This window comes from Stenotrophomonas sp. 62841_Sma (assembly GCF_056482945.1).
Genome location: NZ_CM151224.1, coordinates 2,545,254 through 2,570,080, shown reverse-complemented (window position 1 = coordinate 2,570,080; position 24,827 = coordinate 2,545,254). Strand labels below are relative to the sequence as shown.

The following is a 24,827-nucleotide window of genomic DNA, read 5'->3' as shown; positions in this document are numbered from 1 at the left end:
GCGATGAGAACCAGCAAGCGCGACCGCATCCTCGACGCCGCCGTCAACGTGATCAATCGTGACGGCGTGCGCGCGGTGACCTTCGAGTCGGTGGCGGCCGAGGCCAAGCTGACCCGCGGCGGCCTGCTGTACCACTTCCCGTCGCGCGAGGCGCTGCTGCGCGGCATCGACGAGCATCTGGTGCAGGCCTGGGAGACGTCGATGGAAACGCTGCTGGGCAAGCGTGCGGAGGAAGCATCGGCGCTGGAGCGCTACCAGACCTTCGTGCGCGTGTCGGCGCAGAGCGCCACCCGCGCCGAGCTGATGTTCATGCTCGAATCGGCCGACCCGGACGCCGACGAGCGTCCGTGGGGACCGGCTGTGCGGCGCTGGGCACCGTTGCCGCCGTCGGCCGGACAGAATGACCCGGCTGCGCTCGACAATTTCGTAGCGCGGCTGGCGGCCGATGGCCTGTGGATCTACGAAGCGATGTACGAAGGGCAGCTGGATGAAAGCGTGCGCGCCCAGGTGGCGGAGCGCATCGCCGGGCTGCTGGCGAAGTCTGATGGGACGTCCAGCTGAGCCGTCGACCGACGCGGGGACGCCGCTCTTGGTAGAGCCGACCGCTGGTCGGCTGCTCACGAAAACCCCGCGCTTCGCGCGATAGTCGACCAGCGGTCGACTCTACCCCTCATCCATTTACCCAGCCTGTGCTGCGGTCGCCGCCAACCACGCCCTGGGCGACGCCCCCAACCGCTTGCGGAACGCCTTCGACAACGACGCGGTATCGGCAAACCCCACCTCGATCGCCACCTGCTTGACCGCCACGCCCGCACGCAACTGCGCGCAGGCCAGGCTCAGCCGCCAATCCAGCAGATAACTGGCCGGCGTCGCCTGCATCACCTCCTTGAAGACCGCTGCGAACGCACTGCGCGACATGCCAGCGGTGGCGGCCATGCGCGGCAGCGTCCACTCGTCCTGTGGCGCCTGGTGCATTGCCACCAGCGTGCGTGCGAGCCGTGCGTCGGACAGCCCGCGCATCAGCCCGTGGCTGACCCCGGCCGCATCGGGATGATCCACCACCCAGCGCAGGATCTGGATCAGCGCCACTTCGAACAGCCGGTTGGTCAGCAGCCGCGAACCGCAGCGTTGGCGGTCGGCCTCGGTGAACAGCAGATGCAGGGTGTCGTCCAGTTCGCTGATCGCGGCCAGTGGCACCACCATCACCGGCGGTAGCGACTGCACGATGGGATTGCGCGCGCCGCCATCGAAGTCGAGTGTGGCGCAGGTGAAGTCCGGGCCATCCAGCGGCGCATTGAAGAACACATGATGCAGCGGCTGCGGGTACAGCAGCAGGCTGGGGGTGTCGATCTTCAACCGCGGCAGCGCGGTATCGCCGTCGGGATGACGGACCTCCATTTCACCCTGGCGCAGGATGTGCAGGAACGCCCGACCGGGCTGCGGCTCGAAGACATGGCGCCCGCACAGAGGTCCGCTGTGGAACAGCGCGGCCTGCACCCGGAAGCGTTCCAGCAGAGAGGAGAGGCGGTCGGGCGCGGTGGTGTCGAGGGAAGTGCTCATGGACGCATGGACAAAAGATGTGGCTGATATGGCCTGATTCGTCCAATGAGTCTACCTAGGATGAGCGGGTCGTCCAATCTGGGCGCTTTCCCAAGGAGATCCACCATGTCCCGTGTCCCCCTGATCGATGTCGCCAACACCACCGCCGACCGCCAGGCCCTGCTGGGCCAGGTCCACGCCGCGTTCGGCGCCACTCCGGCCATGTTCCGCGCGGTGGCCAATTCGCCGGCCGCCCTGCAGAGCATGTGGGGCTCGTTCGGCGCACTGGGCGGCGGTCGCCTGTCGCCGCTGCTGGGCGAGCAGATCGCCGTCGCCATCGCCAACCGCAATGCCTGCGAATACTGCCTGGCCGCGCACACGGCGCTGGGTCGCAAGGCCGGCGCCAGCAGCGAGCAGATGGCTGCCGCGCAGATCGGCCAGTCCAGCGATCCGGCCACTTCGGCGGCGCTCGACTTCGCGCTGAAGGTGGTCGAGCAACGTGCGCAGATCGCCGACAGTGATGTGCAGGCGTTGCGCGCAGCCGGCTTCGATGACGAGCAGATCGTCGAGATCCTTGCCCATGTGGCGCTCAACCTGTTCACCAACTACGTCAACGTGGCGTTCGACGTGCCGGTGGACTTCCCCAAGGTGGCGCTGCGCTGAGGTCCATCAGGCCGGGGGCGTCTTGCTCCCGGCCGTTCTCAGTTATCGTGGCTGGCGTCCGCCTGCAGCCGTTCGGGATGGGTATACACATTGAACCCGCTCTCCCGCGCGAACCCGACCAGGCACAGTCCGGCACTGCGGGCCAGGTCGATCGCCAGCGCGGTCGGCGCCGACACCGCTGCCAGCACGCTGGCACCCGCACGTATCGCCTTGCTGACCATCTCATAGCTGGCGCGGCTGGAAATCACCAGCAACCCGCCGTCGATGGCGTGCTCGTTGTGATGCAGGGCGCCGATCAGCTTGTCCAACGCATTGTGACGGCCCACATCCTCGCGCACCCAGCCAATCCGCCCGCTGGCATCGGCCCAGGCCGCGGCGTGCGTCGATCCACTCACCGCATTCATCGGCTGATGCTGCGCCAGCGTGGCCAGCGCCCGCTGCAACGCGGCATGAGGATAGGTGCGGCGCTCGCGGATCTGCGGCAGCGGGCGCAGCACATCCTCCAGCTGGCGCGTGCCGCACAGGCCGCAGCCACCGCGACCGGGCAGCAGGCGGCCATTGGCCGGATCCAGATCGGCACCGGGTGCGTCTTCGGAAACGGTCATCTGCAGTTCGATGCCCTCCAGCTGCGGGCGGACCTCGATCGACAGCAGTTGCGAGGGCGTATTGATCAGCCCCTCGCTGAGCGAGAAACCCAGCGCGAAGTCTTCCAGGTCGCAGGGCGTGGCCATCATCACTGCGAAGGCGGCGCCGTTGTAGCGCAGTGCAACCGGCACTTCCTCGGCCACCACGTCGACCTGCTGCTGGTGCCCCTCGCTGCGCCAGCGCTGCAACGGGCGCTGGGCCGTGCCGGCAGGCGGGGTGTGCGGCGGGGTCGAGTCAGGCATGCAGCGCGTCCGGGCAAGGGAAATACGCAGGTGGTGGACCACCCACGGCTTCGAGAATAGCGCAGTGGCCGGGCGCTGACGCGGGTGTAACCGTTGTCATGGCAGGCTGCGCTGAAAACAGCGTCTGCCTCTGGCGAAGCGGCCTTGTCCGTGCTTGACTGCGGGGCTGGCCGCGCTGCAGAAGCCGCATCCGGCCCATCCCGCGCCGTTGATTGTTGTGTTCCACCCGCCAGGTTCCCGAACATGTCCGAGCAGAAGCCGCCGCGTTACAAGCCCTACAACCAGCCAGCCGGTGGCTGGGGTGCCGCCGGTGCCACGGCCAAGGTGCTGTTGCAGCAGAGCGTGATCGGCAAGGGCTCGAAGGCGCTGCTGGCAATGAACCAGCCCGGTGGCTTCAAGTGCCCCAGCTGTGCGTTCCCCGATGCCGACGAGCGCAAGAAACTGGAATTCTGCGAGAACGGCGCCAAGGCACTGGCCTGGGAAGCCACGCAGTTCCGTGCCGGTCGTGAGCTGTTTGCCCAGCACACCGTCACCGAACTGATGGCGCAGACCGACTACTGGCTGGAGATGCAGGGCCGGCTGACCGAGCCGATGCGCTACGACGCGTCCACCGATCATTACGTGCCGTGCAGCTGGGACGAGGCGTTTGCCTTGATCGGCCATCATCTGCAGGCGCTGGACAGCCCGCACCAGGCCGAGTTCTACACCTCCGGCCGTACACCCAACGAAGCCGCGTTCCTGTACTCGATCTTCGTGCGCGAGTTCGGCACCAACAATTTCCCGGACTGCTCGAACATGTGCCACGAGCCGACCAGCCGTGGCCTGCCGCCGGCCATCGGTGTGGGCAAGGGCACCATCGTGCTGCAGGATTTCGAGCACGCCGAGGCGATCTTCGTGATCGGCCAGAACACCGGCACCAATTCGCCGCGGATGATGAGCAACCTGGTCGAGGCGCGCAAACGCGGCATCCCGATCGTGGCGGTCAACCCGATGCCCGAGCGCGCGCTGATCCGTTTCGCCGAACCGCAGGATGTGGTGCAGATGGCCACGTTCGGTTCGACCGAGATCACCAGCGAGTTCGTGCACATCCGCATCGGCGGCGACCTGGCCCTGATCAAGGGCATGATGAAGGTGATGTTCGAACGCGAGGCGCAGGGTGAGCGCGTGCTTGACCACGATTTCCTGGCCGAGCACACGGTAGGCCTGGACGCACTGCGCGCGGACGTGATGGCACAGGACTGGAGCGAGATCGTGGAGGTCTCCGGCATCACCCAGGCGCAGATCCGCCGCTGCGCCGAGATCTACATCCGCTCCAAGGCCACGGTGATCTGCTATGGCATGGGCCTGACCCAGCATCAGTATGGTTCGACCCTGCTGCAGCAGGTGGCCAACCTGCTGTTGCTGCGTGGCAACTTCGGCAAGCCCGGCGCCGGCATCGGGCCGATCCGTGGCCATTCCAACGTGCAGGGCGACCGAACCGTCGGCATCGACGAGAAACCCAAGCCGGCCTATCTGGATCGCGTGCAGCAGGTGTTCGGCTTCGATCCGCCGCGCGAGCACGGTCATCACGTGGTCGAATCGATCGAGGCGATGCTGGACGGCAGCGCCAAGGTGTTCATCGGTATGGGCGGCAACTTCATCCACGCCGTGCCCGATACGCCGCGCGCGTACGAGGCCATGCGCGGCCTGGAGCTGACGGTCGGCATCGCCACCAAGCTCAATCGCGGTCACCTGGTGCACGGCCGCGATGCCTTGATCCTGCCGGTGGTCGCGCGTTCGGAGCGCATCGTTACGCCTGCCGGCGAGCAGTTCGTCACCATCGAGGACGCGATGTCGAACGTGACCGCTTCGCGCGGCGTGCTCGAGCCGGTCAGCACGGACGTGCTCCCGGAGGTCGAGATCGTCTGCCGCATGGCGATGGCAACATTGCCGCACAGCAAGGTCGACTGGGCGGGGTGCATGCATGACTACGCTCCCATCCGGGAGCTGATCGCGGCGGTGTACCCGGAGGTCTACACCGGCTTCAACGAGCGCATCCAGCAGCCGCATGGCTTCCACCTGGACATTCCACCGCGCCGCCGGGTGTGGCCCACGCCCAACGGCAAGGCCAACATCCTGGTGATGCCAGGCCTGGACGTGGACGCGCCGGTGGACGATCCCGGGATGCTGCGGTTGGCCACGGTGCGCTCGCACGACCAGTACAACACCACCATCTACAGCTACAACGACCGCTACCGCGGCGTGTACAACGATCGCATGGTGCTGTTCATGAACATCGAGGACCGGCTGGCGCGCGGGCTGGAGAAGGAGGCGCTGGTCAGCCTGGAGACCATCAGCGGTGATGGCGTGCAGCGGCGCATCGAGGGCCTGACCGTACTGGACTACCCGATGCCACGCGGCGCCCTGGCCGGTTACTACCCCGAGTTGAATCCGCTGCTGCCGCTGGACTACTACGATCGGGTCAGCGGTACCCCGGCGGCCAAGTCGATCCCGGTGCGGATGAGCGCAATGGTGGCGGCGATTGCGTGACGCGCGCATCGGCTATCATCAGCGGGTGAATCTGCCTGGCCTTCTGCTGCGATGGATGCTCCTCCTTGCCCTGGTGCTGAATGCACCGGCGCTTGCGGTTGCCTCATCCTCGTACGCGGCGCAGTCCAGCGCGGACCACTGCGCCGCACCGCATCCGGCGGCCATGGCCGGATGCTGCGACGAGGCAGCATCAACGGTCTGCCAGAGCAATGAGTGCGAATGCCCACCGGCCAGCCTCGGCATGCTGGCCACCCTGAGCGGAACGCCAGCGTTACCCTGGCGCGAGGCGCCTTTGCCAGCCAGCACCCAGCAACGCGCTCCGCCGCCGTTGCCGGATCCGCTACGGCCGCCCATCGTGTGATTCCCTGCAGGCCTCAAGCGCCTGCCGTAGCTGCTCGACTCATTCTCGACTCTGCCTGTGCCTTCGATGCGCAGGCAGCGGGCCGCGTTGCCCGCATCTGCAAAGGAATCAACACCATGAACCGTTCTCTCTCCCTCGGCCTGCTGCTTGGCACCGTGCTGGCCACCACCGCCTGCGCGCGTGCTGCCGAAGAATCGCCTGCCGCGCCGGTTGCCAGCGAAGCCCCGGCGGCACCGATCAAGGCCAGCCCGTCGCAGGTGGATCCGGCACTGCCCATCGCCATCGTGCACAAGACCGCCAGCTGCGGCTGCTGCGGTATCTGGGTCGACCACCTGAAGGCCGAAGGCTTCCAGGTGGATGTGCGCGATACCGATGACATGAACCCGATCAAGGTCCGGCTGGGTGTACCGGTCGGCAAGGCGTCCTGCCACACCGCCGAGATCGGTGGTTACGTGGTTGAAGGCCACATCCCGGCCGAGGACATCAAGCGACTGCTGGCGGAGCGGCCGGCAGCGCGCGGCCTGGTGTTGCCGGGCATGCCGGCCGGCTCGCCGGGCATGGAAATGCCGGACGGCTACGTGCAGCCGTATACCGTCGAGCTGGTGCGCACCGATGGCACCACCGAGCCGTTCGCGCAGCACGGCCAGGGCGGCTGATGGTCACGGGTGCCGGTCGTATTGACCGGCACCCTTCCACGCGTCCTGTGTAGAGCCTAGCCCACGCTCGGCTTGCTCTTTGTAGAGTCGAGCCCACACTCGACTTGCTTTTTTGTAGAGTCGAGCTTGCTCGACTGCTCTGCTTCAGTCGAGCAAGCTCGACGCTACAGAATCAGCGGGCGCGGGCTGTTTCCTTGGCCAGCTGTGCGTCGAACTTCTGTTCGGCCGCATCCGCGTAGGCCTTGCAGGTCAGTGCCTTGGCGCTGGCCTTGCTGCCGGAGGCGTAGTCCCAGTTGCTGGCACCCGGATGAGGGGTCAGCAACACGTCACAGGGCAACGCCCGCACCGTCGCGAAGCTGCGCTTGTAGTCATCGACCAGGCGCGGATAGCGCGCATTGCCCTGCAGCTGGTAGCCCGGTGCACTCAGGCTGTCGGCATAGGCGATGCGCACCGGCTTGCCCTCGCGGGTATCGGTCCAGGTCCATGCGGTGCTGCCCGGGGTGTGCCCCGGCATGAAGTGCGCAGTGAACGCGATGCCGCCCACGGTGACCACTTCGCCATCCATGATGATGCGATCGACACTGGCTGGCGGATAAGTGATGTCATCACCGAAGTGCAGATCGTCGCTGCCACCGCGCGCCAGCAGCACCGCCGATTCGGCGTTGGCCGCTACTTTGGCGCCCGTACGGCGCTTCAGCTCCGCCACCGGCCCGGCATGGTCGGCGTGTGCGTGGCTAAGCAGGATCAACCGCAGGTCCTGCGGGGCCACGCCGCGCGCCTTCATGTTGCTGATGAGGTGGCCGGCCATCTGTGGCATGCCGCCGTCGAGCAGCACCGCGCCCTCGGCGGTCTGCACCAGCAGTGCGGTCAGGTTCTCGGTGCCGATCTGCCAGGTGTGGTCAGCAATCTGCAGCGGTGCCATCGGCTGCAGCCACGAGGCGTCCACGGTGTAGGCCCGCAACTGCGGCAGGGGTGCCTCGGCTGCGCTGGCGTGCGCGACCGGAAGAACAGCGGCCAGTGTGACGGCGAGCAGGGAAAAACGCATGGTTCACGTCCGTTTGAAGGAGGCCCAGAAACTAGCATGGGCCTCCTTCATCGCGTCGCGCATAGATTTCATGGCTCCCATAAGGGCGCTATGGTTCAGTACCGGTACTGCCACCCCAGCGTCAGCACCCGGCCACGGCCCGAGAAATAGCTCGGGTTCGACGGCGTGGTCTGCGAGTAGTAGCTGATGTACTGCTTGTTCGCCAGGTTCTGCACGCCCAGGGTGAAGCTGTGCTTGTCCAGTACGTAGCGAGCCACCAGGTCCAGCGTGGTGTAACCCTCGAACTCCGCCACCCGCGCGCCACGCAGGTCGAAGTCGCGGTCGAAGGCGTGGCTGGCCTGCAGGCGGGTGCTCAGCTGTGGTGTCCAGCTCTGCTCCCAGAACGCGGTCAGCCGGTTCGGCGCGATGTTGACGCCGGCCAGGTCGCTGTCGAGGCGGCCGTCGACGTCGGCATCGTAGCGGCCGTTGGCGCGTGCATAACCCAGGCCCAGCCGGCTGTCGCCCAGGCGCAGGCGCAGGTTGCTTTCGAAGCCCTCCACGCGGGTGGCCTGGCGCTGCACCGCATAGGCGTCGATGCCCGGATCGTAGATCAGCACCGAGCCCAGCTTGGATTCGGAGGTGTAGTAGGCGATGTCACCGCTGAAACGACCATCGTCGTACTCCAGGCCGATCTCGCGGTTGTCCGACACCACCGGTGACAGGTCAATCAGATTGTCAACGCGCTGGCCGTCGCGGTTGATCGCGCGCAGTACGCGACCGACGTCGGCCACGGTGTAGCCTTCCGAATACGAGGCGTAGGCATTGAGGCGATCGTTGATGTACCAGACCGCGCCGAAGTTGGGCAGGGTCTCGCTCATGGTCGGCTTGCCGCCAGCCACCTTGCGTGCGCCGTAGCGGGGCAGGGTGGTGTAGTCGCCTACTTCCAGCTCGCCCTTTTCGTAGCGCAGGCCGCCGGACAGCATCAGGTGGTCGGTTGGCCACCAGTGCAGCTGCAGCAGCGGCGACAGGCTCTGGTAGGTGGTCTGCGGCACCCAGTTCATGCCGCTGGCCAGCAGCACCTGGTGGGTGCGGTCGCGCAGGCCGTCCAGGCCCAGGGTCACGTCCAGCGTGGTGTCGGCGATGCGGGCCCAGCTCTGGGTCAGCTTGAAGCCGCGCTTGTCCGATTCGTTCTGGGTCTGGTCCCAGGCGGCGTTGGCGCCGGTGTTGCCCCACGGGTCCCACTGGCTGGCGCCATAGCGGCCTTCGAAGTCCACCGCGAAGGCCTGCGCCTGGAAGCGGCCACCGAGCAGGTCGGCGGCGCTGTAGTCCAGCGTCAACGAACGCGAGCGGTTCATCGGTGGATCCAGCGGCGTATCGCCGGGCACCGATATGGTCGGGCGGCCGGTGCGGTAATCACCGTTCACCGCCAGGTAGTTGTCCAGCCCGCGTAGCTCGTAGCGGTTGGCCATCAGCTGCAGGCGGTGGCCCTCGGCAATGTTCCAGCCCAGCTTGGCGAACACGTTCGACGAGGTCGAATCCATCAGTTCGCCCTGCGCGTTGGTGCCGATCGAACGGCCCTCACCGTCGTGGTACAGGCCCTGCTTCTCATAGGCCAGGCCGGCCACCAGGTCGAACTGCTCGCCGCGTACGCCGACCAGTGCCGAGCCGCGCTGGCCGTTGTCATCGTGGCGGCTGGGCAGGGCCGAGCTGTAGCTGACGTTGGTGTCGAGCAGGAAGGCGCCGGGCTCGCTGGGCGCGCTGCGGGTGATGATGTTGACGATGCCACCGGTACCGCCGATGCCCTGCAGTGCGTTGGCGCCGTGGATGACCTCGATGCGTTCGATCATGGCCGGATCGATGGTGTGCGAATCACGTGAGCCATCGCGCAGCGGCGTCGACTGCGGCACGCCGTCGACCATGTACAGGATGCCGCGGCCGCGCATGGTTTCGCCGTAGTTGGACATCTTCTCGCGCGCCGGGGCAAACGCCGGAATCTGTGACGACAGCACCCGCGACACATCCGAACCCAATGCCAGCTGCTGGGCGATGTCTTCGCGGGTCAGCACGGTGATGGTGTTGGGCATCGCGGTCTCGCCCTGCGGCATGCGCGCGGTCGAGGCCGATACCGTAACGCGCGCCAGCGAAGTGGTCGTGGCTGGGGACGCTACCGATGACGTGGCCCGGGCCGGAGCGCGGGGCTTGGGCGATGCTGGCGCGGCACTCACCACGAACACCCCCGGTGAGCGCTCCTGCATCGCCAGGCCTTGCCCGGCCAGCAGGCGCTGCAGGGCATCGTGCGGGGTGTAGCGGCCGTCGAGGGCGGGCGCGTTGCGGCCGCTCACGCTCTCGGCCGCGAACAGCAGCTGGATGCCACTCTTGCGCGCCAGCGAGTTGAGCGAAGCCTGCAGCGGGCCGGCTGGCAGGTGCAGTTCGACGGGTGCGGACGCAGCGGTCTGCGCGGTGGCGGGCAGCGCCGCACACAGGCAGGCGGCGAGCAGGGTGGGGGCCAGCCGGCGCAGCGCGGCGGGCGGAACAGGGCGGGTCATGCGGGGGTCCTTCGGAAGGGTTCAAGCACTTGCCGGATGGGACGGCGCGCAACCCACCCTCGGCGTGGCAATCAATCGCGGGCGCGCAGATGCAGGCTGCCGTCGGCGGCGGTATGCACCTGGACCGGCAGGATCTCCGGCAACAGCGCGACCGCCGTCTCGGCACGATCGGCATCGAACACACCCGACACCTGCAGCGGACCCAGTGCCGGGTCGTCCAGCACGATCGGACGGTCGTGATAGCGCTGCAGGATGAGCAGCACCTCGCTCAGTGGCATGCGGTCGAACTGCAGCCGGCCGGTGGTCCAGTCGGCCCGGTCCGGATCCACGGCTTCCGGAGGAGACAGCGACCCGGGCTGGGCCAGCAGGCGCTGCCCCGGTTTCAGCCGCTGCTCGGTGCCGCCGCCATCAACGCTGACACCGACCTCGCCGCGCCAGAGCGTGACCTCGCTGAGATCGCCCTGGCGGTCAACATCGAACACCGTGCCGTAGTTGCGTACCTGTACCGGCCCGGCATCGACCTGGAAGCGGCGCCACGCCGAATGCTGCACCTCGAAGCGCGCATGGCCCTGCGCCAGCAGCACCTGCCGCGAACGCAGATGGTGACGGACCTGCAGGTGGGTTCCCGCGTCGAGCAGCACGCGGCTGCCGTCCGGCAGCTCGATGTCGCGGCGCTCGCCGACGGCGGTCTGGTAGTCACGCACCTGCCAGGCCGGGTCGGTCAACAGCAGCGCTCCGGCCGCAAGCAACAGCACCGGCAGTACCCGTTTTGCGCCAGATCCGCCGCGGCGCCGCTGCAACTGCTCCGGGCCTGGCAACGGGAAACGCTCCTTCAGTGCCTCCCGGTGCTGATCGAGCGTGTCCTCGGCGGACGGTTCGGCGGGCGCCGACGGCGGTGCCGGATCGGGTGATGCAGGGCTCACCGCAGCGCACCGTGCAGCCGGCAGTCGGCCATGGCCAGGCGCAGATGACGTTCCACTGCCTTCAGGCCGATGCCCATCCGCTGCGCCACCTCGGCCTGGGGCAGCTCGTGGATCTTGTGCAGGATGAACACCTGCTGCCGCCGGCAGGGCATGCGCTCGATGCTGGTGGTCAGCCGCTGCAGCGCCTGCTGGCCCTGCGCCTGGCGCTCGGGTCCGGGGCGCTCGCAGGCGCCTTCGGGAAGCTCGGCGCGGGGCTCTACCCAGTGCCGGCGCAGGTCCTCGGCGCGGCAGCGGTCGACCGCCGCATCGTGGGCGATCCTGCGCAGCAGCGCGATCGGTTGGCGGGCGTCATGCGCGGCCGGGCGTTCCAGCAGGCGCACACAGATATCGTGCACCACTTCGCGGGCCAGCCCGGGCGAGCGGAACCGGCGATGCAGGTAGTCCACCAGTTCCTCGTAGTGGCGCACCAGCGAGGTCACCAGCGGCAGCGCAGGTGGGCGGGGAAGTGTCGGCTGGGACATCCGGACGGGCAGCAAGGGTGAAAGGCGGGTGCCGGGAGGTCATCCCTGCGCAATGACGCAATACTAATGGGAACTGTTCTCGTTTGCCATGCCGCGATCGCCAGGGCGATTGTTCGCCGCGCCTGGAAAGTGAATCCACGATCATCGGCTGGAGCGCAGAATCGGCCACGGCTAGCCTGCCTGCAGGCTCAAGGAGGTGGACCATGCATGTGCTTCTGGTGCTGGTGGGTGGCGTCGTGCTGCTTGGGGTGTTCCTGCTGTTCGGGCGGCTGTGGAGCGTGGGCACCTCACAACTGCCCACGGCCCTGATCGCGTTCATTGCCACCTGGCTGCTGGTGACGGTGGCCAACCTGTGGGTGGGGGTCAGCAAGGCCGGCTACGGGATACGTGAAGAACTGCCGATCCTGCTGCTGGTGTTCGCGGTGCCGGCCCTGCTGGCCGGTCTGCTCTACTGGCGCCTGGCGCGCTGAAGGACAGCCATGAGTACACGACTGCGATTGCCGGCCCTGCGCCAGCGCGATGGCCACCACGCGCGCGTGACCTACGAAGAGCTGTTCTTCGACCTGGTCTACGTGTTCGCGGTCACCCAGCTCAGCCACCACCTGCTGCATCACCTGGATCTGGCCGGCGTGCTGCAGACGCTGGTGCTGTGGTTTGCCGTGTGGCTGGGCTGGCAGTACGCCTGCTGGGTCAGCAACTGGTTCAATCCGGAAGCGCCGCGCATCCGCGGCCTGTTGTTTGCCACCATGCTGCTGGCCTTGATGATGTCCTCGTCCATTCCCGAGGCCTTCGCCGACCGTGCCTGGGTGTTCGCCGGCGCCTACGCCACCATGCAGGTCGGGCGTACCGCCTTCGTGCTGTTCGAGGTTGGCCGCACGCACCCGCTGGCGCCGAACTTCCGTCGCATGCTGGCCTGGGTGAGCGTGTCGGCCTGCTTCTGGCTGGCAGGTGCGGCAGCCGAGGGCAATACGCGGTTGGCGCTGTGGGCGGTGGCGGTGGCGTGCGAATACATCTCACCGATGTTCGGCTTCGCATTCCCGGGGCTGGGCCGTTCGCACACCCGCGAGTGGACCATCGAGGGCGGGCACCTGGCCGAGCGCTGCCAGCTGTTCGTCATCGTCGCACTGGGCGAGACGCTGCTGGCGACCGGTGGCGTGCTCAGCGAGGTCGAACAGTGGAGTGGGGCAGTGGTGTCGGCGGTGCTGGCAACGTTCGCCGGCACGATCGCCATGTGGTGGCTGTACTTCGGCATCTCCAGCCGCGATGCCACCGAGGCCATCAGCCATGCCGAAGACCCGGGCCGGATGGGGGCCAACTTCCACTATGTGCATGCGTTGCTGATCGCCGGGATCATCGCTACGGCGGTGGGCAATGACCTGGTCATGGACCACCCGCACGCTGCGGTGACGCCGGTGTATGCGACGGTGCTGGTGGCCGGCCCGTTGATCTACCTGCTGGGCAGCGCGCTGTACAAGCGGGTGGTGTACGGGCGCGCACCGTACTCGCATCTGATCGGTGCGGTGGCACTGGGCGTGATGGGTTTCGTATTGCCGCAGACCCATCTGTTGGCCGCTGGCTGGTTGACCAGCGCGGTGCTGCTGGCGGTGGGGTTGATGGATACGCGATTGAAGCACCGTCTGCAACGGGCGTGATCAGCCCTCTGCCGGGTAGAGTCGAATGTTGGTCGACTGCTCTTCCACAAAGTTGCGGAAAATCCCGCGCTGCGCGCGATAGTCGGCTGACAGTCGACTCTACCGCCGCTCTCTACTGTCTGAGGTGGCCTGGCCGAGTGCGGCGGCCATTGCCGCAAGCTTGCCAACCGTGTTGAGGTTGCGGGCGGTGCCCTGTTGGGCATAGGGAATCCGCAGGCGTGAGTCGGCCATGCCGTCGCCATAGTGGACGAAGATCTCGCGGGTGCCCAGCACCAGCTGCTCATCGCGCAGGCCGGTTACCCCGGTCAAGGGATCGGTAGGCAGTATCTCATCCACGAACAGCGCGACCACGCGATTGCCGGCGGCATGTGGAAACGGATTGCCGGCGGCAACCGCCGCGATCTCGGCTGCCGAGCGCACCAGCACACCCACCGGTTTTCCTGCATAGGCCTGCAGCCGTTGGCCAAGGGCTTTCCGCACGCCGGCTTCGCCAAGTCCGCTGCGGAACACCACGTTGCCGCTGGCGATATAGGTGCGGACGTCGGTGAAGCCGGCGTCTTCGCACATCGCCACCAGTTCAACCATCGGCAGCTTGCCGGTACCTCCGACATTGACTGCTCGCAGCAGTGCGACATGCACGCTCATGGGGAACCTGCCTGCAGGCGGTCGTACATGCGTACCAGGTCGACCAGCGTACGCGCGCCCATCTTGCGCATCACCTGCGCGCGGCGCACCTTCACCGTGATCTCGCTGACCCCGAGATCGCCGGCGATCTGCTTGTTGAGGCGGCCGCGCACCACACCGTCGACCACCTCGCGCTCGCCGGCGTTGAGGGTGTTCCAGCGCTGCTGCAGGGCATCGAGTGCCTCGCCGTCACTGCGGCGCTGGCGGTCGATGTCGATGCCCTTGTGGATGGCATCGAGCAGTTCCTGGTCACGGAACGGCTTGGTCAGGAACTCGATGGCACCGTCCTTGATCGCGTTGACGCCCATTGCGATGTCGCCGTGGCCGGTGATGAACACCACCGGCAGCTGCAGGCCGTGGCTGCCCATCGTGCGATGGAACTCCAGCCCGCTCTGGCCGGGCATGCGCACGTCCAGCACCAGGCAGGCCGGTGCATCTTCCAGTTCGTGTTCGAGGAACGCCTGGGTGGAGGCGAAGGCCCGTACCTGCAGGCCCATCGAGGCGAGCAGGTCTTCCAGCGCGGCGCGCACCGACGGATCGTCGTCGATCACGTAGACGATGGGCGCCGGGTCGGTGATGGGTGCAGCGGGCTTACGCATGGGGGAGTTCCGTGGCGATGGGCAGGTCGAACACAAAGCAGGCGCCGCCGCCTGCCGGTCGTTCGGCGCGGATCTGGCCGTCGTTGGCCTCGATCATCGAACGGCTCAGGCTGAGACCGAGCCCGAGTCCGTGTGATTTGGTGGTCCAGAACGCATCGAACACGCGCTCAGGATGGTCGATTGGCAGGCCGATACCGCGGTCGCGCACGCTGAGGCTGATCCGCTGTCCGTCGCGTTGGGTCAACAGGGACAGACGGCGGTCGGCAGGCGGCACTGCTTCCATCGCGTCCACCGCATTGAGGATCAGGTTGCCGATCACCTGCTGCACCTGCACGCGATCAGCCTGTACCAGCGGCAGGTCGGCATCGAGCAGCAGGGCCACGGCCACGCCGTGCTGGTCCAGCTCGCTGCGCGACAGCGCCAGCATTTCCTCCACGGCCTGGTTCAGATCGAAGGCGCGTCGTTCCGGTGCGGCACCCTGGGTCAGGCCACGGATACGGGCGATTACGTCACCGGCGCGATGCGCATCGGCCAGGATGCGGGCCACGGTCTGCCGGGCCTTGTCCACGTTCGGTGGGTCCTGTGCCAGCCAGCGCTGGCAGGCTTCGGCGCTGCTGGCGATCGCCGCCAGCGGCTGGTTCACTTCATGTGCGATGGAGGTGGTCAGCTCGCCCACGGTCGATGCGCGCGCCACCCGCAGCAGGCGGCCCTGCGCTTCCTGCACTGCGGCCTTGGCCGCTTCCATCTTCAACGCCAGGTAGGTGGTGATGCCGATCACCAGCATGCCGATCACCGAGTTGACCAGGCCGATGCGGTAGGTACCGAAGCGGGTGAGGAAGAAGCTCAGGGCGGTGAGTGCGATGCAGGCAATGGCCAGGCTGATCAGCCCGCGCGCGGCGAGTACGCGCGATGCGGCGAGGATGACCGCTGCATAGAAGCAGGCCGCCGCCACGGCGTAATCGGTGACGGTATCGACCAGGAAGATCGCCGCCATCACGACGATCAGGGCCAGCAGCACCAGCGGGCGACGGGGCGACAGCGATGGCATCGGGGCGGCTCCCTAGCGTGGGGTGGAAGGATAGCAAAGCCGCCTCGTGGAGATGCCGACCGGTAGTGCCGGCCGCTGGCCGGCATCTTCAGGATTGTGCCGAACAAGGTCGGCAGGCTCTGGCAGGAGTCATGGCATCTGATGGATCTGTGCCGACCAAGGTCGGCACCTACCAGAGCGGTGCATGAGGGCTGTTGGTAGATGCCGACCTTGGTCGGCAGGCTCTGGCAGGAGTCATGGCATCTGATGGGTCTGTGCCGACCAAGGTCGGCACCTACCAGAGCGGTGCATGAGGGCTGTTGGTAGATGCCGAACTTGGTCGGCAGGCTCTGGCAGCAGTCGTGGCATCTGAGGGTTCTGTGCCGACCAAGGTCGGCACCTACCAGAGCGGTGCATGAGGGCTGTTGGTAGATGCCGACCTTGGTCGGCAGGCTCTGGCAGCAGTCGTGGCATCTGAGGGTTCTGTGCCGACCAGGGTCGGCACCTACCAAGCGGTGCACGATGTTGCCGGCCAGCGGCCGGCACTACTCCTCCAGACTGGCGTTCCAGAACCCCTGCAGCACGCCGGGGGTGGTCGCCAGCGTGGTCAGTACCGCATCCAGTTCACCGGAATCGACCGTGGTGGCATACAACACCGCTTCAATCTCCACGTCGCGCTCGCCGAACGGGCGCTGGTCCACCGCGCGTACCGGGTAGTGCGCCTGTTCCAGTAGCAGCAACAGCTGGTCCAGCACCTCGGCCTGCTGCTCGCGCTGGCAGACCACGTTGATCGCATAGGTCGCCTCGCTGAACGCCTCCGGCAGCGGCTGCCGCTGGATGCGGTTCACCACCGGCCGCAGCAGGGTGTTGGCGGCCAGCACGAACACGGCCGCCAGCACCGCCTCCGGCAGCAGCTTGATACCCGCACAGGCGCCAACCGCTGCCGAGCCCCACAGGGTGGCGGCGGTATTGAGGCCAGACACCTGTGCGCCGTCCTTCATGATCGCGCCGGCGCCGAGGAAACCGACGCCGGAGATCACATAGGCCACCACATGCAGCGGTGAGGGCGGGCCGCCATACAGGTCATGGAAGCGCACGGCCAGGTCGACGAACACCGCCGCACCCACTGCCACCAGCGTATTGGTACGCAGGCCGGCGGTGCGTTGGCGCAGCTGCCGCTCCAGGCCGATGACGGTGCCAAGCACGAACGCCACCGACAGGCTGATCAGCGAACTCAGGGTTGCGCCGGCGTTGAACGCCGGCAGGTTCGGATTGATGTCCATTGTGTTTCTCCCTGGACCAGGCGGCGGGCGCTTACTGCCAGCCGTAACGACGGATGTAGATCTTCTTCAGCAAGGTCGTCAGCACCGCGTAGCCGAACAGGATCGCCACCAGGAACGGCCAGTAGCCAGTCGGCAGGGCCTGCAGCTTGAAGTAACCAGCCAGCGGGCTCATCGGCAGGGCCACGCCAATGGCCATGATCAGGCCGGTCATCACCAGCAGCGGCGGCGCGGCGATGCTCTGCAGGAACGGCACCTTCGGTGTACGGATCATGTGCACGATCAGGGTCTGGGTCAGCAGGCCCACCACGAACCAGCCGGACTGGAACAGGCCCTGGTCGGCCGGCGTGCGTGCATCGAACACGTACCACATCAAGGCGAAGCAGGTCAGGTCGAAGATCGAGCTGATCGGCCCGAAGAACACCATGAAGCGGCCGATGTCCGCCGGGTTCCACTTCAGCGGCTTGCGCACCAGTTCCTCGTCCACGTTGTCGAACGGAATGGCGATCTGCGAGATGTCGTACAGCAGGTTCTGTACCAGCAGCTGCAGTGGCAGCATCGGCAGGAACGGCAGGAAGGCCGAGGCCACCAGTACCGAGAAAACGTTGCCGAAGTTGGAGCTGGCGGTCATGCGGATGTACTTCAGCATGTTGTTGAACGTGCGCCGGCCCTGGATGACGCCTTCCTCCAGCACCATCAGGTTCTTTTCCAGCAGGATGATGTCGGCCGCCTCCTTGGCGATGTCCACCGCGCTGTCCACGCTGATGCCGATGTCCGCCGCACGCAGCGCCGGTGCATCGTTGATGCCATCGCCGAGGAAACCGACCACCTTGCCCTGTGCGCGTAGCTCGCGTACGAGGCGCTCCTTGTGTAGCGGGGTCAGGCGGGCGAACACGCGGTGGTGGTGCAGCGCCCGTGACAGCGCACCGTCATCCATGCGCTCGATCTGCGGGCCGGTCAGGATGGTGTCCGCGTCCAGCCCGACCTGGGCACAGACGCGGGCGGTCACCAGCTCGTTGTCGCCAGTGAAGACCTTCACTTCCACGCCATGCGCGGCCAGCGCCTGCAGCGCCTGCGCAGCCGATTCCTTCGGCGGGTCGAGGAAGGCCACGTAGCCGACCAGGGTCAGGCCGCACTCGTCAGCCTGCGAATACACGGTCTGGCTGGCGGCGGTTTCCTTCATCGCCACTGCCACCACGCGCAGGCCCTGTTCGTTCAGTTCTTCCGTGGTCTGCCGCACGCGCGCCAGCCGCTGCTCATCCAACGGCTTGTCCTCGCCGTTCTCGCGCACGGTGCTGCATACCGCCAGCATCTCCTCAACCGCACCCTTGCAGATCAGCTCATGGTGGTCCTCGCGTTCGGACACCACCACCGACATACGGCGGCGCTCGAAGTCGAACGGAATCTCATCCACCATGTGGTAGTCCTGCGACAGCCGCAGTGAGCTCTGCAGCTCCACGTGCTCCAGCACCGCACGGTCGAGCAGGTTGATCAGCCCGGTCTGGAAGTGGCTGTTGAGGTAGGCAAACTTCAGCACGTCCTCCGAATCGTGACCGAACACGTCGGTGTGCCGTTCCAGCGCGATCTTGTCCTGGGTGAGGGTGCCGGTCTTGTCGGTGCACAGCACTTCCATCGCACCGAAGTTCTGGATCGCATCCAGGCGCTTGACGATCACCTTGCGCCGCGACAGCAGCACCGCACCCTTGGCCAGGGTGGAGGTGACAATCATTGGCAGCATTTCCGGGGTCAGGCCCACCGCCACCGACAGCGCGAACAGGAACGCCTCGGTCCAGTCGCCCTTGGTCCAGCCGTTGATCAGCAGCACGAACGGCACCATCACCAGCGCGAAGCGGATCAGCAGCCAGCTGACACTGTTGACGCCGGCCTGGAACGCAGTCGGCGCGCGGTCGGTGGCGGCGCTGCGCTGGGCCAGGGTGCCGAAGTAGGTACGGTTACCGGTGGCCAGCACCACGGCAGTGGCGGTGCCGGACACCACATTGGTGCCCATGAACAGCAGGTTGTGCTGCTCCAGCAGGCCGGCCAGGCCGTCGCCCGGGTGCGCGAACTTCTCCACCGGCAGCGACTCGCCGGTCATCGCCGCCTGTGCCACGAAAAGGTCCTTGGCGGTCAGCACGCGGCAATCGGCCGGAATCATGTCGCCGGCCGACAGCACGATGTGGTCACCGGGCACCAGCTCGCGGATCGGAAGGTCCAGCAGCCGCGCCGGGCGACGGCTGTGCAGGTGCGCACCGAAGTACTGGTCGGCCACATCGGCCGCCTCGGTACCCGGATTGCGGCGCAGCACGCGCGCGGTGTTGCCGACCAGTGCCTTCAGCCGCTCGGCGGCACGGTTGGAACGGCCTTCCTGCACGAAGCGGATCAGCGTGGACAGCAGCACCATGGCGCCGATCACGATCGTGGCCTTGATGTCCTCGGTCAGCCAGGACACCGCCGCCAGTACGGTCAGCAGCAGGTTGAACGGGTTGCGGTAGCACTGCCACAGATGACGCCACCACGGCAGCGGCTTTTCGTGATCGACCTCGTTGGGGCCGAGCGTGGCCAGACGCTCCCCGGCCTCGTGCGGGCTGAGGCCATCGACGTGCGAGTCGAGCGCGGCCAGCAGGCGCGGCTCGTCCAACTGCGACAGGGTGACCAGGCCGGTGGTGAGTGCGAACGGTGCGGCCTCGGCGCTGCCCGGGCCGAAGCCGGCTTCGGGCATGGCGCGACGACCGAACAGGTTGCCTGCGCGACGGCTGCGCAGGAATGCATTGAACCAGGCGTTGAGCAGGCTCATGGGAACTCCTTGAATGTCAGAGCCGGCCGCGGCCGGAACACGAACGGAACGGATGCAACGGTTCAGGCGTGGCGCATCGCCAGCACCGCCGGTGACCACGGCTGCATGTGCAGGCGCTGGCTGCCGCCGATGCACAGCGGCTTCATCGCGTCGCGAAGGGGGTAGGGCAGATGGCGCAGCACGTTGATGCGTTCGCTGATCGGCAGCAGCGACAGTGCGTCGGCGACCACGCGCGGCGAACCGAGCGACAGCGAACGGGCGAAAACCACGGCGCCGTGCTGCAGCAGGTGGCTGCGCAGGGCGGCAACATCGCGCTCGCCGATCAGGCGGCGCAGGGTGATGTAGAGGATCTTGTAGGACATGGGGGTGATCTCCAGGCAGGCGGCGCCTGGCGATCCCCCGTCACTCAGGCAGGCAGGGATCGGCGGGCAGGCGCCAGGAACAGGCAACAGGCAGGCATACGGGGCGCGTTGCGCCCGGCAGGGTCGGGGTCCATCTGCGTCTCCATGAGGGGAGGTAGCCAGCCAGGGTTGCCCTGGCCAGTGGCGCTATTGTCCGCCCCTGAATGGGGTAGTCCTAGAGGCTCGTGGGTTAGCCCGGCTATACCTTGGTATAGCCGGGCAAGCATCGCGCCAATCGATGGCGCATCAAGGGATCAATGCGAGGCACTGGTCTGCTTGCACACGTCGTACTCGCCGCGGCTCAACGTCTTGTTGCGATCGGTATCGCAGGCGTGCAGTCGTTCGGCCCAGTCCGGCGCAACCGCATCGACTTCGGCGAGGGTGACGATGCCGTCCTTGTCCTTGTCCAGCGATTCATAGGCAGGGATGAGCTTCACTTCGGTCACGTCCTCGGCGGCGGTGGCCTTGCTGGCGTCCTGCGTTTTGGAACAACCGCCCAGCAGAATGCCGGCCGAGAGGATGAGGAGAGCGGGAAGGTAGCGGAAACCGGTCATGGCGTGCTCCTGAGGAGGGGGGGGGCACCGGTGTGGTGGCCACGGCCGGATCTTCGGCGGGGGACTGTAAGCCGGTTGCGAAGAATGCAGGCAGGCGTGCACGCAAGTGGGGCGCCGTTCACCGCGATTGCGCCGGTCCCGCGGGTCGGGACCGGCAGACCAGCAATCGTTTCAAATGCGTAGGACATGTCCGGCTTTTGCAACTTTTCGCATATCGAGATTGTGATGGGGCCGTGAAAATTCGCGCTCGCCTTTCCCTGCGGGCTCGCCATGCGTCGTCTTCTCTCATTGATTCTGTTGGTCATCCTGTCTGGCAGCGCGCACGCATCCACACCCCAGATCAACGTAGGCGTGCTGTTCGACTATCTGCAGCCCACGCACAGCAACCTGCTCAAGCGCATCCGCAACACCGGTGACGCCACGGCTTACGTGCGGGTTGAAGTCACCCAGATGCACTTCGATGCAGACGGCAAGGCCAGCGAATCGCCGGTGGATACCACCGCGCTGGTCCGCAATACGCCGGATGCCCAAGGGGTCATTGCCAGCCCCAGCCGCCTGATCATCGCGGGCAAAGGACAGCAGGCCACGCGCCTGGTGTATCGCGGTGCGCGTGACCAGGAGCGCTACTACCGGTTGCGCTTCATCCCGGTGGCGCCGACAGCCGAGGAATTCTTGCTCAGCGAAGACCAGGCCCGGGAGGCAGCGGAGCTCACCTCTGCCATCCGCGTGTTCACCGGCTACGGCACGATCTTCTTCGTCGCGCCGGAGAACCCGCACTACGACACGCTCATCGAACAACAGCAGGTGCGCAATCGCGGCAATGCCACCGTGGTGCTGGACAACCTGCGCCAGTGCGAGCGCGATCGTCCAGATATCTGCACGCCGGGAATCATCGCCCATGTGCGTCCTGGCAACAGCTATGCGCTGCAGGCTGCCGAGCATCAGTTTCTGCGTTTCGAGCTTCGCGAAGGCGACAGCCAACGCAGCATCGACTCACGCCGTTAAGCCCACTTCCACCCTTGGATCAGTTCCGAACGGGCCTGCCAGGCGCCCGATGGGATGGCGTTGCCCTTGCCTGGCACCTTGATTTCCACCCTTGAACCTGGAGTGCATCCATGTCCCTGAAGACCACCCTGCTGGCAGCGGCCACCGCCCTGCTGATCACCCCGGCCGTTGCCGTGGCCGCTACCGAAACCAAGTCCATCACTATCAATATCACCGCCGACGTACCGAACAGCGCCGGCCTGCAGGTGTCCACCCCCGATGGCTGGGAAGGCCTGCCGCAGAACCTGCCGTGGGATACCGCCCGTCAGACCCTGAGTGATCTGACCGGCCGCGTCATCAACATCAAGTCACCGGCGGCGATCAGTGCCTATCTGTCGGCACCGGCGCAGATGGCATCGGCCGCCGACGTGGTCGACCTGGCAGTGAAGCTGGACAACGTGGTGGTGCCGGCCACCTCGGCCGCCAAGATAACGGTGGCCAATGCCGCACAGGCCGCGGCCGGCAAGTCGTTGGCGTTTGCCATTGCCCCCACCGTGCCGACCGATGGCTACAAGCAGGGCAGCTACGGCGGCCAGTTCCACATGATCTTCGAAAGCGACATCTGACGATCATGCAGCTTCGAGCCCTTCCTACCGCGTCGGCGATGCGGGGGGAGGGCACTGGTATCCGCCCATGAGACGTCCCCTCGCTCCCGCATATCCGGCCCTTGCGCGATTGGCTGCTGGTATCGGCGCCGTGGTGTTTGCCGCGTCCAGCCATGCCGCCGGTCTTGCGCTGGGTGAACTGCCCAGCCTGCTGGAGCAGCGCGAGCGCATGCCTGCGGAGTTCCGCGAGCATCTGTTCGGCAACCCGCTCACCGTGCGGGTGGAGCTGGACGGGCGCTACCTGGGGGACGCCGAGGTGCTGCTGCACGAAGACAATCGTGTGCAGCTGATCGGCTTTGGCGAAGCCCATGACAGCCCGCTTCCGCAGACGGAGCGGGCGCGCTGGGCCGAGACGCTGGCCGAGCCGATGGCGCTGGGCGTGTGCCGCCAGCAATGCCGGGGCCTGGCAGCGTTGCACTACAGCCTGTCCAATTCCCTGCTCAGCCTGTTGACCCAAGCAGGTGCGCACAAGGAAGGACGCCACGTCGCGCTGCCGGAGCGCGGCAGCCATGGACTGGTCGTCCGCAACAGCGTGGCCGTGCATGGCGGCCAGGAGCAACAGGCGTCCGCACGCTACAGCGCCGAGCTGCGTGGCAGTGTTGGCCGCTGGAGCACGGTCGGCAGCTACCAGTATTACGCCCAGCCGGGCAGCCGCGAGCACTATCTCAGTGCCCTGTATGCGCAGCGCGAGCTGGGCGACCATTTCGTGCGTGCGGGCTACTTCCTGCCCACCTTCGAAGGCATCATCCGCCAGCCGCGCGCACCCGGCACGCAGAACGATACCGCGCTGGGCTTCATGCTCGGCTCGTCGGACGTGCTGCTGGCCGACACGCGCAGCCCCAGTGTGTACCCGGTCTATGTCACGGCCAGCCGCGAAGGCGTGGTGGAGATCCTGCGCGACGGCAATCTGCTGTCCACGCAGGCCGTCAAGCCGGGCATCCAGGAAATCGACACCCGCCGTCTGCCCGGTGGCATCTACGACGTGGAACTGCGGGTCATCGAGGATGGCCACGAGGCCTCGCGTGAGATCGCGTCGATCCACAAACCAAGTCGTTGGAGCGACCCCAGCCGCCGCTGGCGCTACAGCGTGTTCGCCGGTCAACAGCGTGGCCTGCTCGATAGCGGTCGCTCAGCGCAGGAGAGCAAGGTCGCCGCAGGTGCGGTGGTCAATTACCTGGTGCACCCCCGTGCTGTGGCCGGTGCCACGGTGCAGCAGATCGGCACGCGTCACGCGGCTGGGCTGTCGATGGACTGGCAGGCCAGCGATCGCTTCAGCACCTACACCAATGTCTACACGTCCAGCGACGCCGGGCGCGGTGTGGACCTGCAGGGCCTGTACCGTTACCGCGCCGGTTCGGTGGTGGCCAACCATGCGCGCAGCTGGGCCGAACAACGCCAGCGTGTCCTGCCCGGTGACGGCTCGGCGCCGCGCTGGGAAACCCGTGGCGGCTGGCAGGACACAACTGCCGTGTCGATCACCCATCGCTTCAGTCATCGCGACAACGCCAGCGTGCGGGTAGCGCGCAGCTCGGGCATCACCAAAGGCACCGGCATCGATGTGTCCTATGGGCGCCGGGAGACCCTGTTCGGCAGGCACGACGTGAACTGGCGGATTTCGGCCTACGACCGCCCCGGCAGCCGCTTCATCCACTACCGCCGCCAGCGCGGTGTCGACCTGACCGTCAGCGTATCGCTGGGCAGCGAGCGCCGCAGCTACAGCGGCAGCCTGGGCAGCCGTACCGGCGAGGCCGGCCAGCGCGATACCTATGTCAGTGCGGCTGCCACTCAGCGTGTGGACGGCAAGCTGCTGCAGAGCGTGAACGGCATGATCAGTGCCGAGCGCAGCGGCATCGGCGCAGGCGCAGGTGCCTATCTGCAGAGTTCGCTGCTGGAAGGCGATGTGCAGTTGTACCGGGGCGCGGGCTCGGGCCACGTGAGTGGCAGCGCCAACCTGGACAGTACGCTGGTGATTGGCGGTGGCCGAGCAGCGGTGCTTGGCCAGGGCCGCAGTGGCAGCGTGGATACCGGCATCATCGTCGACGTGCGCAGCGACTATCCCGATGTCGCGCTGCGCGCCGATGACAGCCAGGGCGGCGGCGTGGCGCTACGCCAGGGCCGCAACTTCGTTCCGGTCAGCGCATACCGTGCAGGCCACGTGCAATTCGATTTCCAGGGCCGGCATGCGCCAGCGGCCGCATTGCAGCCGTCCACCGTCAGCTATCACCTCAACAAGGGCGGGGTGATGCACGCCACCGTGGATGTGCTGCGCACCTTCACCGTGATGGGCCAGGTGCTGGATGCCGACGGCAACGGGGTGCGCGGCGTGCAGGTGATCAACCATGCAGGGCGCAGCGTCAGCCAGGAGCAGGGTTTCTTCACGCTCGAACTGAGTGCGCGCGCGCCTGTGGTGGAGCTGCGCTATCCGAATCTGATCAGTTGTGTGCTGACGATGGAAGAGGAGCGCTATCCGCGTGAGGGTGATGTGCTGATGGTGGGTAGCGTTGGCTGCCCGATGCCCCTTGCGGGCCCGTAGGTAAT

General features: G+C 66.7%; 23 protein-coding genes. 10 read left to right on the top strand and 13 right to left on the bottom strand.

The annotated features are described in order from the left end of the window. Positions 1-3 precede the first annotated feature (3 nt). A complete protein-coding gene (locus ACZK5G_RS11950) occupies positions 4-561 on the top strand; it encodes a TetR/AcrR family transcriptional regulator (RefSeq protein WP_049422177.1) in 558 nt (185 codons plus the stop codon). 117 nt (positions 562-678) lie between these two features. Here ACZK5G_RS11950 and ACZK5G_RS11945 read toward each other — a convergent pair whose 3' ends face one another. After that, positions 679-1,560, bottom strand: coding sequence for an AraC family transcriptional regulator (locus tag ACZK5G_RS11945; protein ID WP_478463451.1), 882 nt, complete (start codon positions 1,558-1,560; stop codon positions 679-681). A 105-nt stretch (positions 1,561-1,665) separates the two neighbouring features. Here ACZK5G_RS11945 and ACZK5G_RS11940 point away from each other — a divergent pair, with 105 nt between their 5' ends. Next, the gene (locus ACZK5G_RS11940) at positions 1,666-2,202 is read left to right on the top strand and encodes a carboxymuconolactone decarboxylase family protein (protein ID WP_478463449.1); all 537 of its coding nucleotides are present in this window, start codon (positions 1,666-1,668) and stop codon (positions 2,200-2,202) included. Between the two features lie 38 nt (positions 2,203-2,240). Here the strand turns inward: ACZK5G_RS11940 and fdhD are convergent, their stop codons facing one another. Further along, positions 2,241-3,089, bottom strand: coding sequence for a formate dehydrogenase accessory sulfurtransferase FdhD (gene fdhD / locus ACZK5G_RS11935; protein WP_478463448.1), 849 nt, complete (start codon positions 3,087-3,089; stop codon positions 2,241-2,243). A gap of 243 nt (positions 3,090-3,332) precedes the next feature. Here fdhD and ACZK5G_RS11930 point away from each other — a divergent pair, with 243 nt between their 5' ends. From ACZK5G_RS11930 to ACZK5G_RS11920, 3 genes are all read left to right on the top strand, one after another. Then, positions 3,333-5,618 carry an FdhF/YdeP family oxidoreductase gene (locus ACZK5G_RS11930; RefSeq protein WP_478463446.1) on the top strand — a complete coding sequence of 762 codons (2,286 nt, stop codon included), beginning with the start codon at positions 3,333-3,335 and terminating at the stop codon, positions 5,616-5,618. Between the two features lie 25 nt (positions 5,619-5,643). Then, positions 5,644-5,979 (top strand): hypothetical protein, encoded by a 336-nt coding sequence (locus ACZK5G_RS11925; RefSeq protein WP_478466518.1) that lies wholly within the window; start codon positions 5,644-5,646, stop codon positions 5,977-5,979. A gap of 116 nt (positions 5,980-6,095) precedes the next feature. After that, complete coding sequence (locus ACZK5G_RS11920) at positions 6,096-6,635, top strand: DUF411 domain-containing protein (RefSeq protein WP_478463445.1); 540 nt, start codon at positions 6,096-6,098, stop codon at positions 6,633-6,635. A gap of 172 nt (positions 6,636-6,807) precedes the next feature. Here ACZK5G_RS11920 and blaL1 read toward each other — a convergent pair whose 3' ends face one another. The 4 genes from blaL1 to ACZK5G_RS11900 all read right to left on the bottom strand — a co-directional run bounded on the left by blaL1 (position 6,808) and on the right by ACZK5G_RS11900 (position 11,649). Continuing rightward, the gene (gene blaL1 / locus ACZK5G_RS11915) at positions 6,808-7,680 is read right to left on the bottom strand and encodes a L1 family subclass B3 metallo-beta-lactamase (protein ID WP_478463443.1); all 873 of its coding nucleotides are present in this window, start codon (positions 7,678-7,680) and stop codon (positions 6,808-6,810) included. Between the two features lie 95 nt (positions 7,681-7,775). Beyond that, positions 7,776-10,205 (bottom strand): TonB-dependent receptor, encoded by a 2,430-nt coding sequence (locus ACZK5G_RS11910; protein WP_478463441.1) that lies wholly within the window; start codon positions 10,203-10,205, stop codon positions 7,776-7,778. A gap of 71 nt (positions 10,206-10,276) precedes the next feature. Next, positions 10,277-11,128 (bottom strand): FecR family protein, encoded by an 852-nt coding sequence (locus tag ACZK5G_RS11905; protein ID WP_478463439.1) that lies wholly within the window; start codon positions 11,126-11,128, stop codon positions 10,277-10,279. Continuing rightward, a complete protein-coding gene (locus ACZK5G_RS11900) occupies positions 11,125-11,649 on the bottom strand; it encodes an RNA polymerase sigma factor (protein ID WP_478463438.1) in 525 nt (174 codons plus the stop codon). Before ACZK5G_RS11900 ends, ACZK5G_RS11905 begins: the two co-directional genes overlap by 4 nt. 203 nt (positions 11,650-11,852) lie before the next feature. Between ACZK5G_RS11900 and ACZK5G_RS11895 the strand changes: the two genes are divergently transcribed. Further along, a complete protein-coding gene (locus ACZK5G_RS11895; protein WP_478463436.1) occupies positions 11,853-12,119 on the top strand; it encodes a hypothetical protein in 267 nt (88 codons plus the stop codon). A 9-nt stretch (positions 12,120-12,128) separates the two neighbouring features. Further along, positions 12,129-13,301, top strand: a complete 1,173-nt coding sequence (locus ACZK5G_RS11890; RefSeq protein WP_478463435.1) for a low temperature requirement protein A — start codon at positions 12,129-12,131, stop codon at positions 13,299-13,301. A 99-nt stretch (positions 13,302-13,400) separates the two neighbouring features. On the opposite strand, the gene ACZK5G_RS11885 is transcribed toward ACZK5G_RS11890, so the two are convergent. From ACZK5G_RS11885 to ACZK5G_RS11855, 7 genes are all read right to left on the bottom strand, one after another. After that, positions 13,401-13,946, bottom strand: a complete 546-nt coding sequence (locus ACZK5G_RS11885; RefSeq protein ID WP_478463433.1) for a DUF1697 domain-containing protein — start codon at positions 13,944-13,946, stop codon at positions 13,401-13,403. Next, a complete protein-coding gene (locus tag ACZK5G_RS11880; RefSeq protein WP_478463432.1) occupies positions 13,943-14,584 on the bottom strand; it encodes a response regulator transcription factor in 642 nt (213 codons plus the stop codon). The genes ACZK5G_RS11885 and ACZK5G_RS11880 overlap by 4 nt, the downstream gene beginning before the upstream one ends. Then, the gene (locus ACZK5G_RS11875) at positions 14,577-15,632 is read right to left on the bottom strand and encodes a sensor histidine kinase (protein ID WP_478463430.1); all 1,056 of its coding nucleotides are present in this window, start codon (positions 15,630-15,632) and stop codon (positions 14,577-14,579) included. The genes ACZK5G_RS11880 and ACZK5G_RS11875 overlap by 8 nt, the downstream gene beginning before the upstream one ends. A 524-nt stretch (positions 15,633-16,156) precedes the next feature. Further along, entirely contained in the window at positions 16,157-16,894 is a 738-nt protein-coding gene (locus ACZK5G_RS11870; protein WP_478463428.1) for an MgtC/SapB family protein, read from the bottom strand. A gap of 31 nt (positions 16,895-16,925) precedes the next feature. After that, positions 16,926-19,685, bottom strand: a complete 2,760-nt coding sequence (gene mgtA / locus ACZK5G_RS11865; protein WP_478463427.1) for a magnesium-translocating P-type ATPase — start codon at positions 19,683-19,685, stop codon at positions 16,926-16,928. A 62-nt stretch (positions 19,686-19,747) separates the two neighbouring features. After that, positions 19,748-20,047: a hypothetical protein gene (locus ACZK5G_RS11860; RefSeq protein WP_032129479.1), complete on the bottom strand. Its 300-nt coding sequence runs from the start codon at positions 20,045-20,047 to the stop codon at positions 19,748-19,750. A 293-nt stretch (positions 20,048-20,340) separates the two neighbouring features. Next, positions 20,341-20,640 carry an EF-hand domain-containing protein gene (locus tag ACZK5G_RS11855; protein WP_201116233.1) on the bottom strand — a complete coding sequence of 100 codons (300 nt, stop codon included), beginning with the start codon at positions 20,638-20,640 and terminating at the stop codon, positions 20,341-20,343. A gap of 297 nt (positions 20,641-20,937) precedes the next feature. On the opposite strand from ACZK5G_RS11855, the gene ACZK5G_RS11850 reads away from it, so the two are divergent. From ACZK5G_RS11850 to ACZK5G_RS11840, 3 genes are all read left to right on the top strand, one after another. After that, complete coding sequence (locus ACZK5G_RS11850) at positions 20,938-21,645, top strand: CS1 fimbrial subunit B flags: Precursor (RefSeq protein ID WP_478463425.1); 708 nt, start codon at positions 20,938-20,940, stop codon at positions 21,643-21,645. A gap of 110 nt (positions 21,646-21,755) precedes the next feature. Next, positions 21,756-22,250, top strand: a complete 495-nt coding sequence (locus tag ACZK5G_RS11845) for a CS1 type fimbrial major subunit (protein WP_478463424.1) — start codon at positions 21,756-21,758, stop codon at positions 22,248-22,250. 67 nt (positions 22,251-22,317) lie between these two features. After that, the gene (locus tag ACZK5G_RS11840) at positions 22,318-24,822 is read left to right on the top strand and encodes a TcfC E-set like domain-containing protein (RefSeq protein WP_478463423.1); all 2,505 of its coding nucleotides are present in this window, start codon (positions 22,318-22,320) and stop codon (positions 24,820-24,822) included. Positions 24,823-24,827: the final 5 nt, after the last annotated feature.

What these genes read in the sequence shown, in the direction of transcription:
- ACZK5G_RS11950 (WP_049422177.1), top strand. Translation starts at nt 4, where the DNA reads ATGAGAACCAGCAAGCGCGACCGCATCCTCGACGCCGCCGTCAACGTG.
- ACZK5G_RS11945 (WP_478463451.1), bottom strand. Translation starts at nt 1,560, where the DNA reads ATGAGCACTTCCCTCGACACCACCGCGCCCGACCGCCTCTCCTCTCTG.
- ACZK5G_RS11940 (WP_478463449.1), top strand. Translation starts at nt 1,666, where the DNA reads ATGTCCCGTGTCCCCCTGATCGATGTCGCCAACACCACCGCCGACCGC.
- fdhD (WP_478463448.1), bottom strand. Translation starts at nt 3,089, where the DNA reads ATGCCTGACTCGACCCCGCCGCACACCCCGCCTGCCGGCACGGCCCAG.
- ACZK5G_RS11930 (WP_478463446.1), top strand. Translation starts at nt 3,333, where the DNA reads ATGTCCGAGCAGAAGCCGCCGCGTTACAAGCCCTACAACCAGCCAGCC.
- ACZK5G_RS11920 (WP_478463445.1), top strand. Translation starts at nt 6,096, where the DNA reads ATGAACCGTTCTCTCTCCCTCGGCCTGCTGCTTGGCACCGTGCTGGCC.
- blaL1 (WP_478463443.1), bottom strand. Translation starts at nt 7,680, where the DNA reads ATGCGTTTTTCCCTGCTCGCCGTCACACTGGCCGCTGTTCTTCCGGTC.
- ACZK5G_RS11910 (WP_478463441.1), bottom strand. Translation starts at nt 10,205, where the DNA reads ATGACCCGCCCTGTTCCGCCCGCCGCGCTGCGCCGGCTGGCCCCCACC.
- ACZK5G_RS11900 (WP_478463438.1), bottom strand. Translation starts at nt 11,649, where the DNA reads ATGTCCCAGCCGACACTTCCCCGCCCACCTGCGCTGCCGCTGGTGACC.
- ACZK5G_RS11895 (WP_478463436.1), top strand. Translation starts at nt 11,853, where the DNA reads ATGCATGTGCTTCTGGTGCTGGTGGGTGGCGTCGTGCTGCTTGGGGTG.
- ACZK5G_RS11890 (WP_478463435.1), top strand. Translation starts at nt 12,129, where the DNA reads ATGAGTACACGACTGCGATTGCCGGCCCTGCGCCAGCGCGATGGCCAC.
- ACZK5G_RS11885 (WP_478463433.1), bottom strand. Translation starts at nt 13,946, where the DNA reads ATGAGCGTGCATGTCGCACTGCTGCGAGCAGTCAATGTCGGAGGTACC.
- ACZK5G_RS11880 (WP_478463432.1), bottom strand. Translation starts at nt 14,584, where the DNA reads ATGCGTAAGCCCGCTGCACCCATCACCGACCCGGCGCCCATCGTCTAC.
- ACZK5G_RS11875 (WP_478463430.1), bottom strand. Translation starts at nt 15,632, where the DNA reads ATGCCATCGCTGTCGCCCCGTCGCCCGCTGGTGCTGCTGGCCCTGATC.
- ACZK5G_RS11870 (WP_478463428.1), bottom strand. Translation starts at nt 16,894, where the DNA reads ATGGACATCAATCCGAACCTGCCGGCGTTCAACGCCGGCGCAACCCTG.
- mgtA (WP_478463427.1), bottom strand. Translation starts at nt 19,685, where the DNA reads ATGAGCCTGCTCAACGCCTGGTTCAATGCATTCCTGCGCAGCCGTCGC.
- ACZK5G_RS11860 (WP_032129479.1), bottom strand. Translation starts at nt 20,047, where the DNA reads ATGTCCTACAAGATCCTCTACATCACCCTGCGCCGCCTGATCGGCGAG.
- ACZK5G_RS11855 (WP_201116233.1), bottom strand. Translation starts at nt 20,640, where the DNA reads ATGACCGGTTTCCGCTACCTTCCCGCTCTCCTCATCCTCTCGGCCGGC.
- ACZK5G_RS11845 (WP_478463424.1), top strand. Translation starts at nt 21,756, where the DNA reads ATGTCCCTGAAGACCACCCTGCTGGCAGCGGCCACCGCCCTGCTGATC.
- ACZK5G_RS11840 (WP_478463423.1), top strand. Translation starts at nt 22,318, where the DNA reads ATGAGACGTCCCCTCGCTCCCGCATATCCGGCCCTTGCGCGATTGGCT.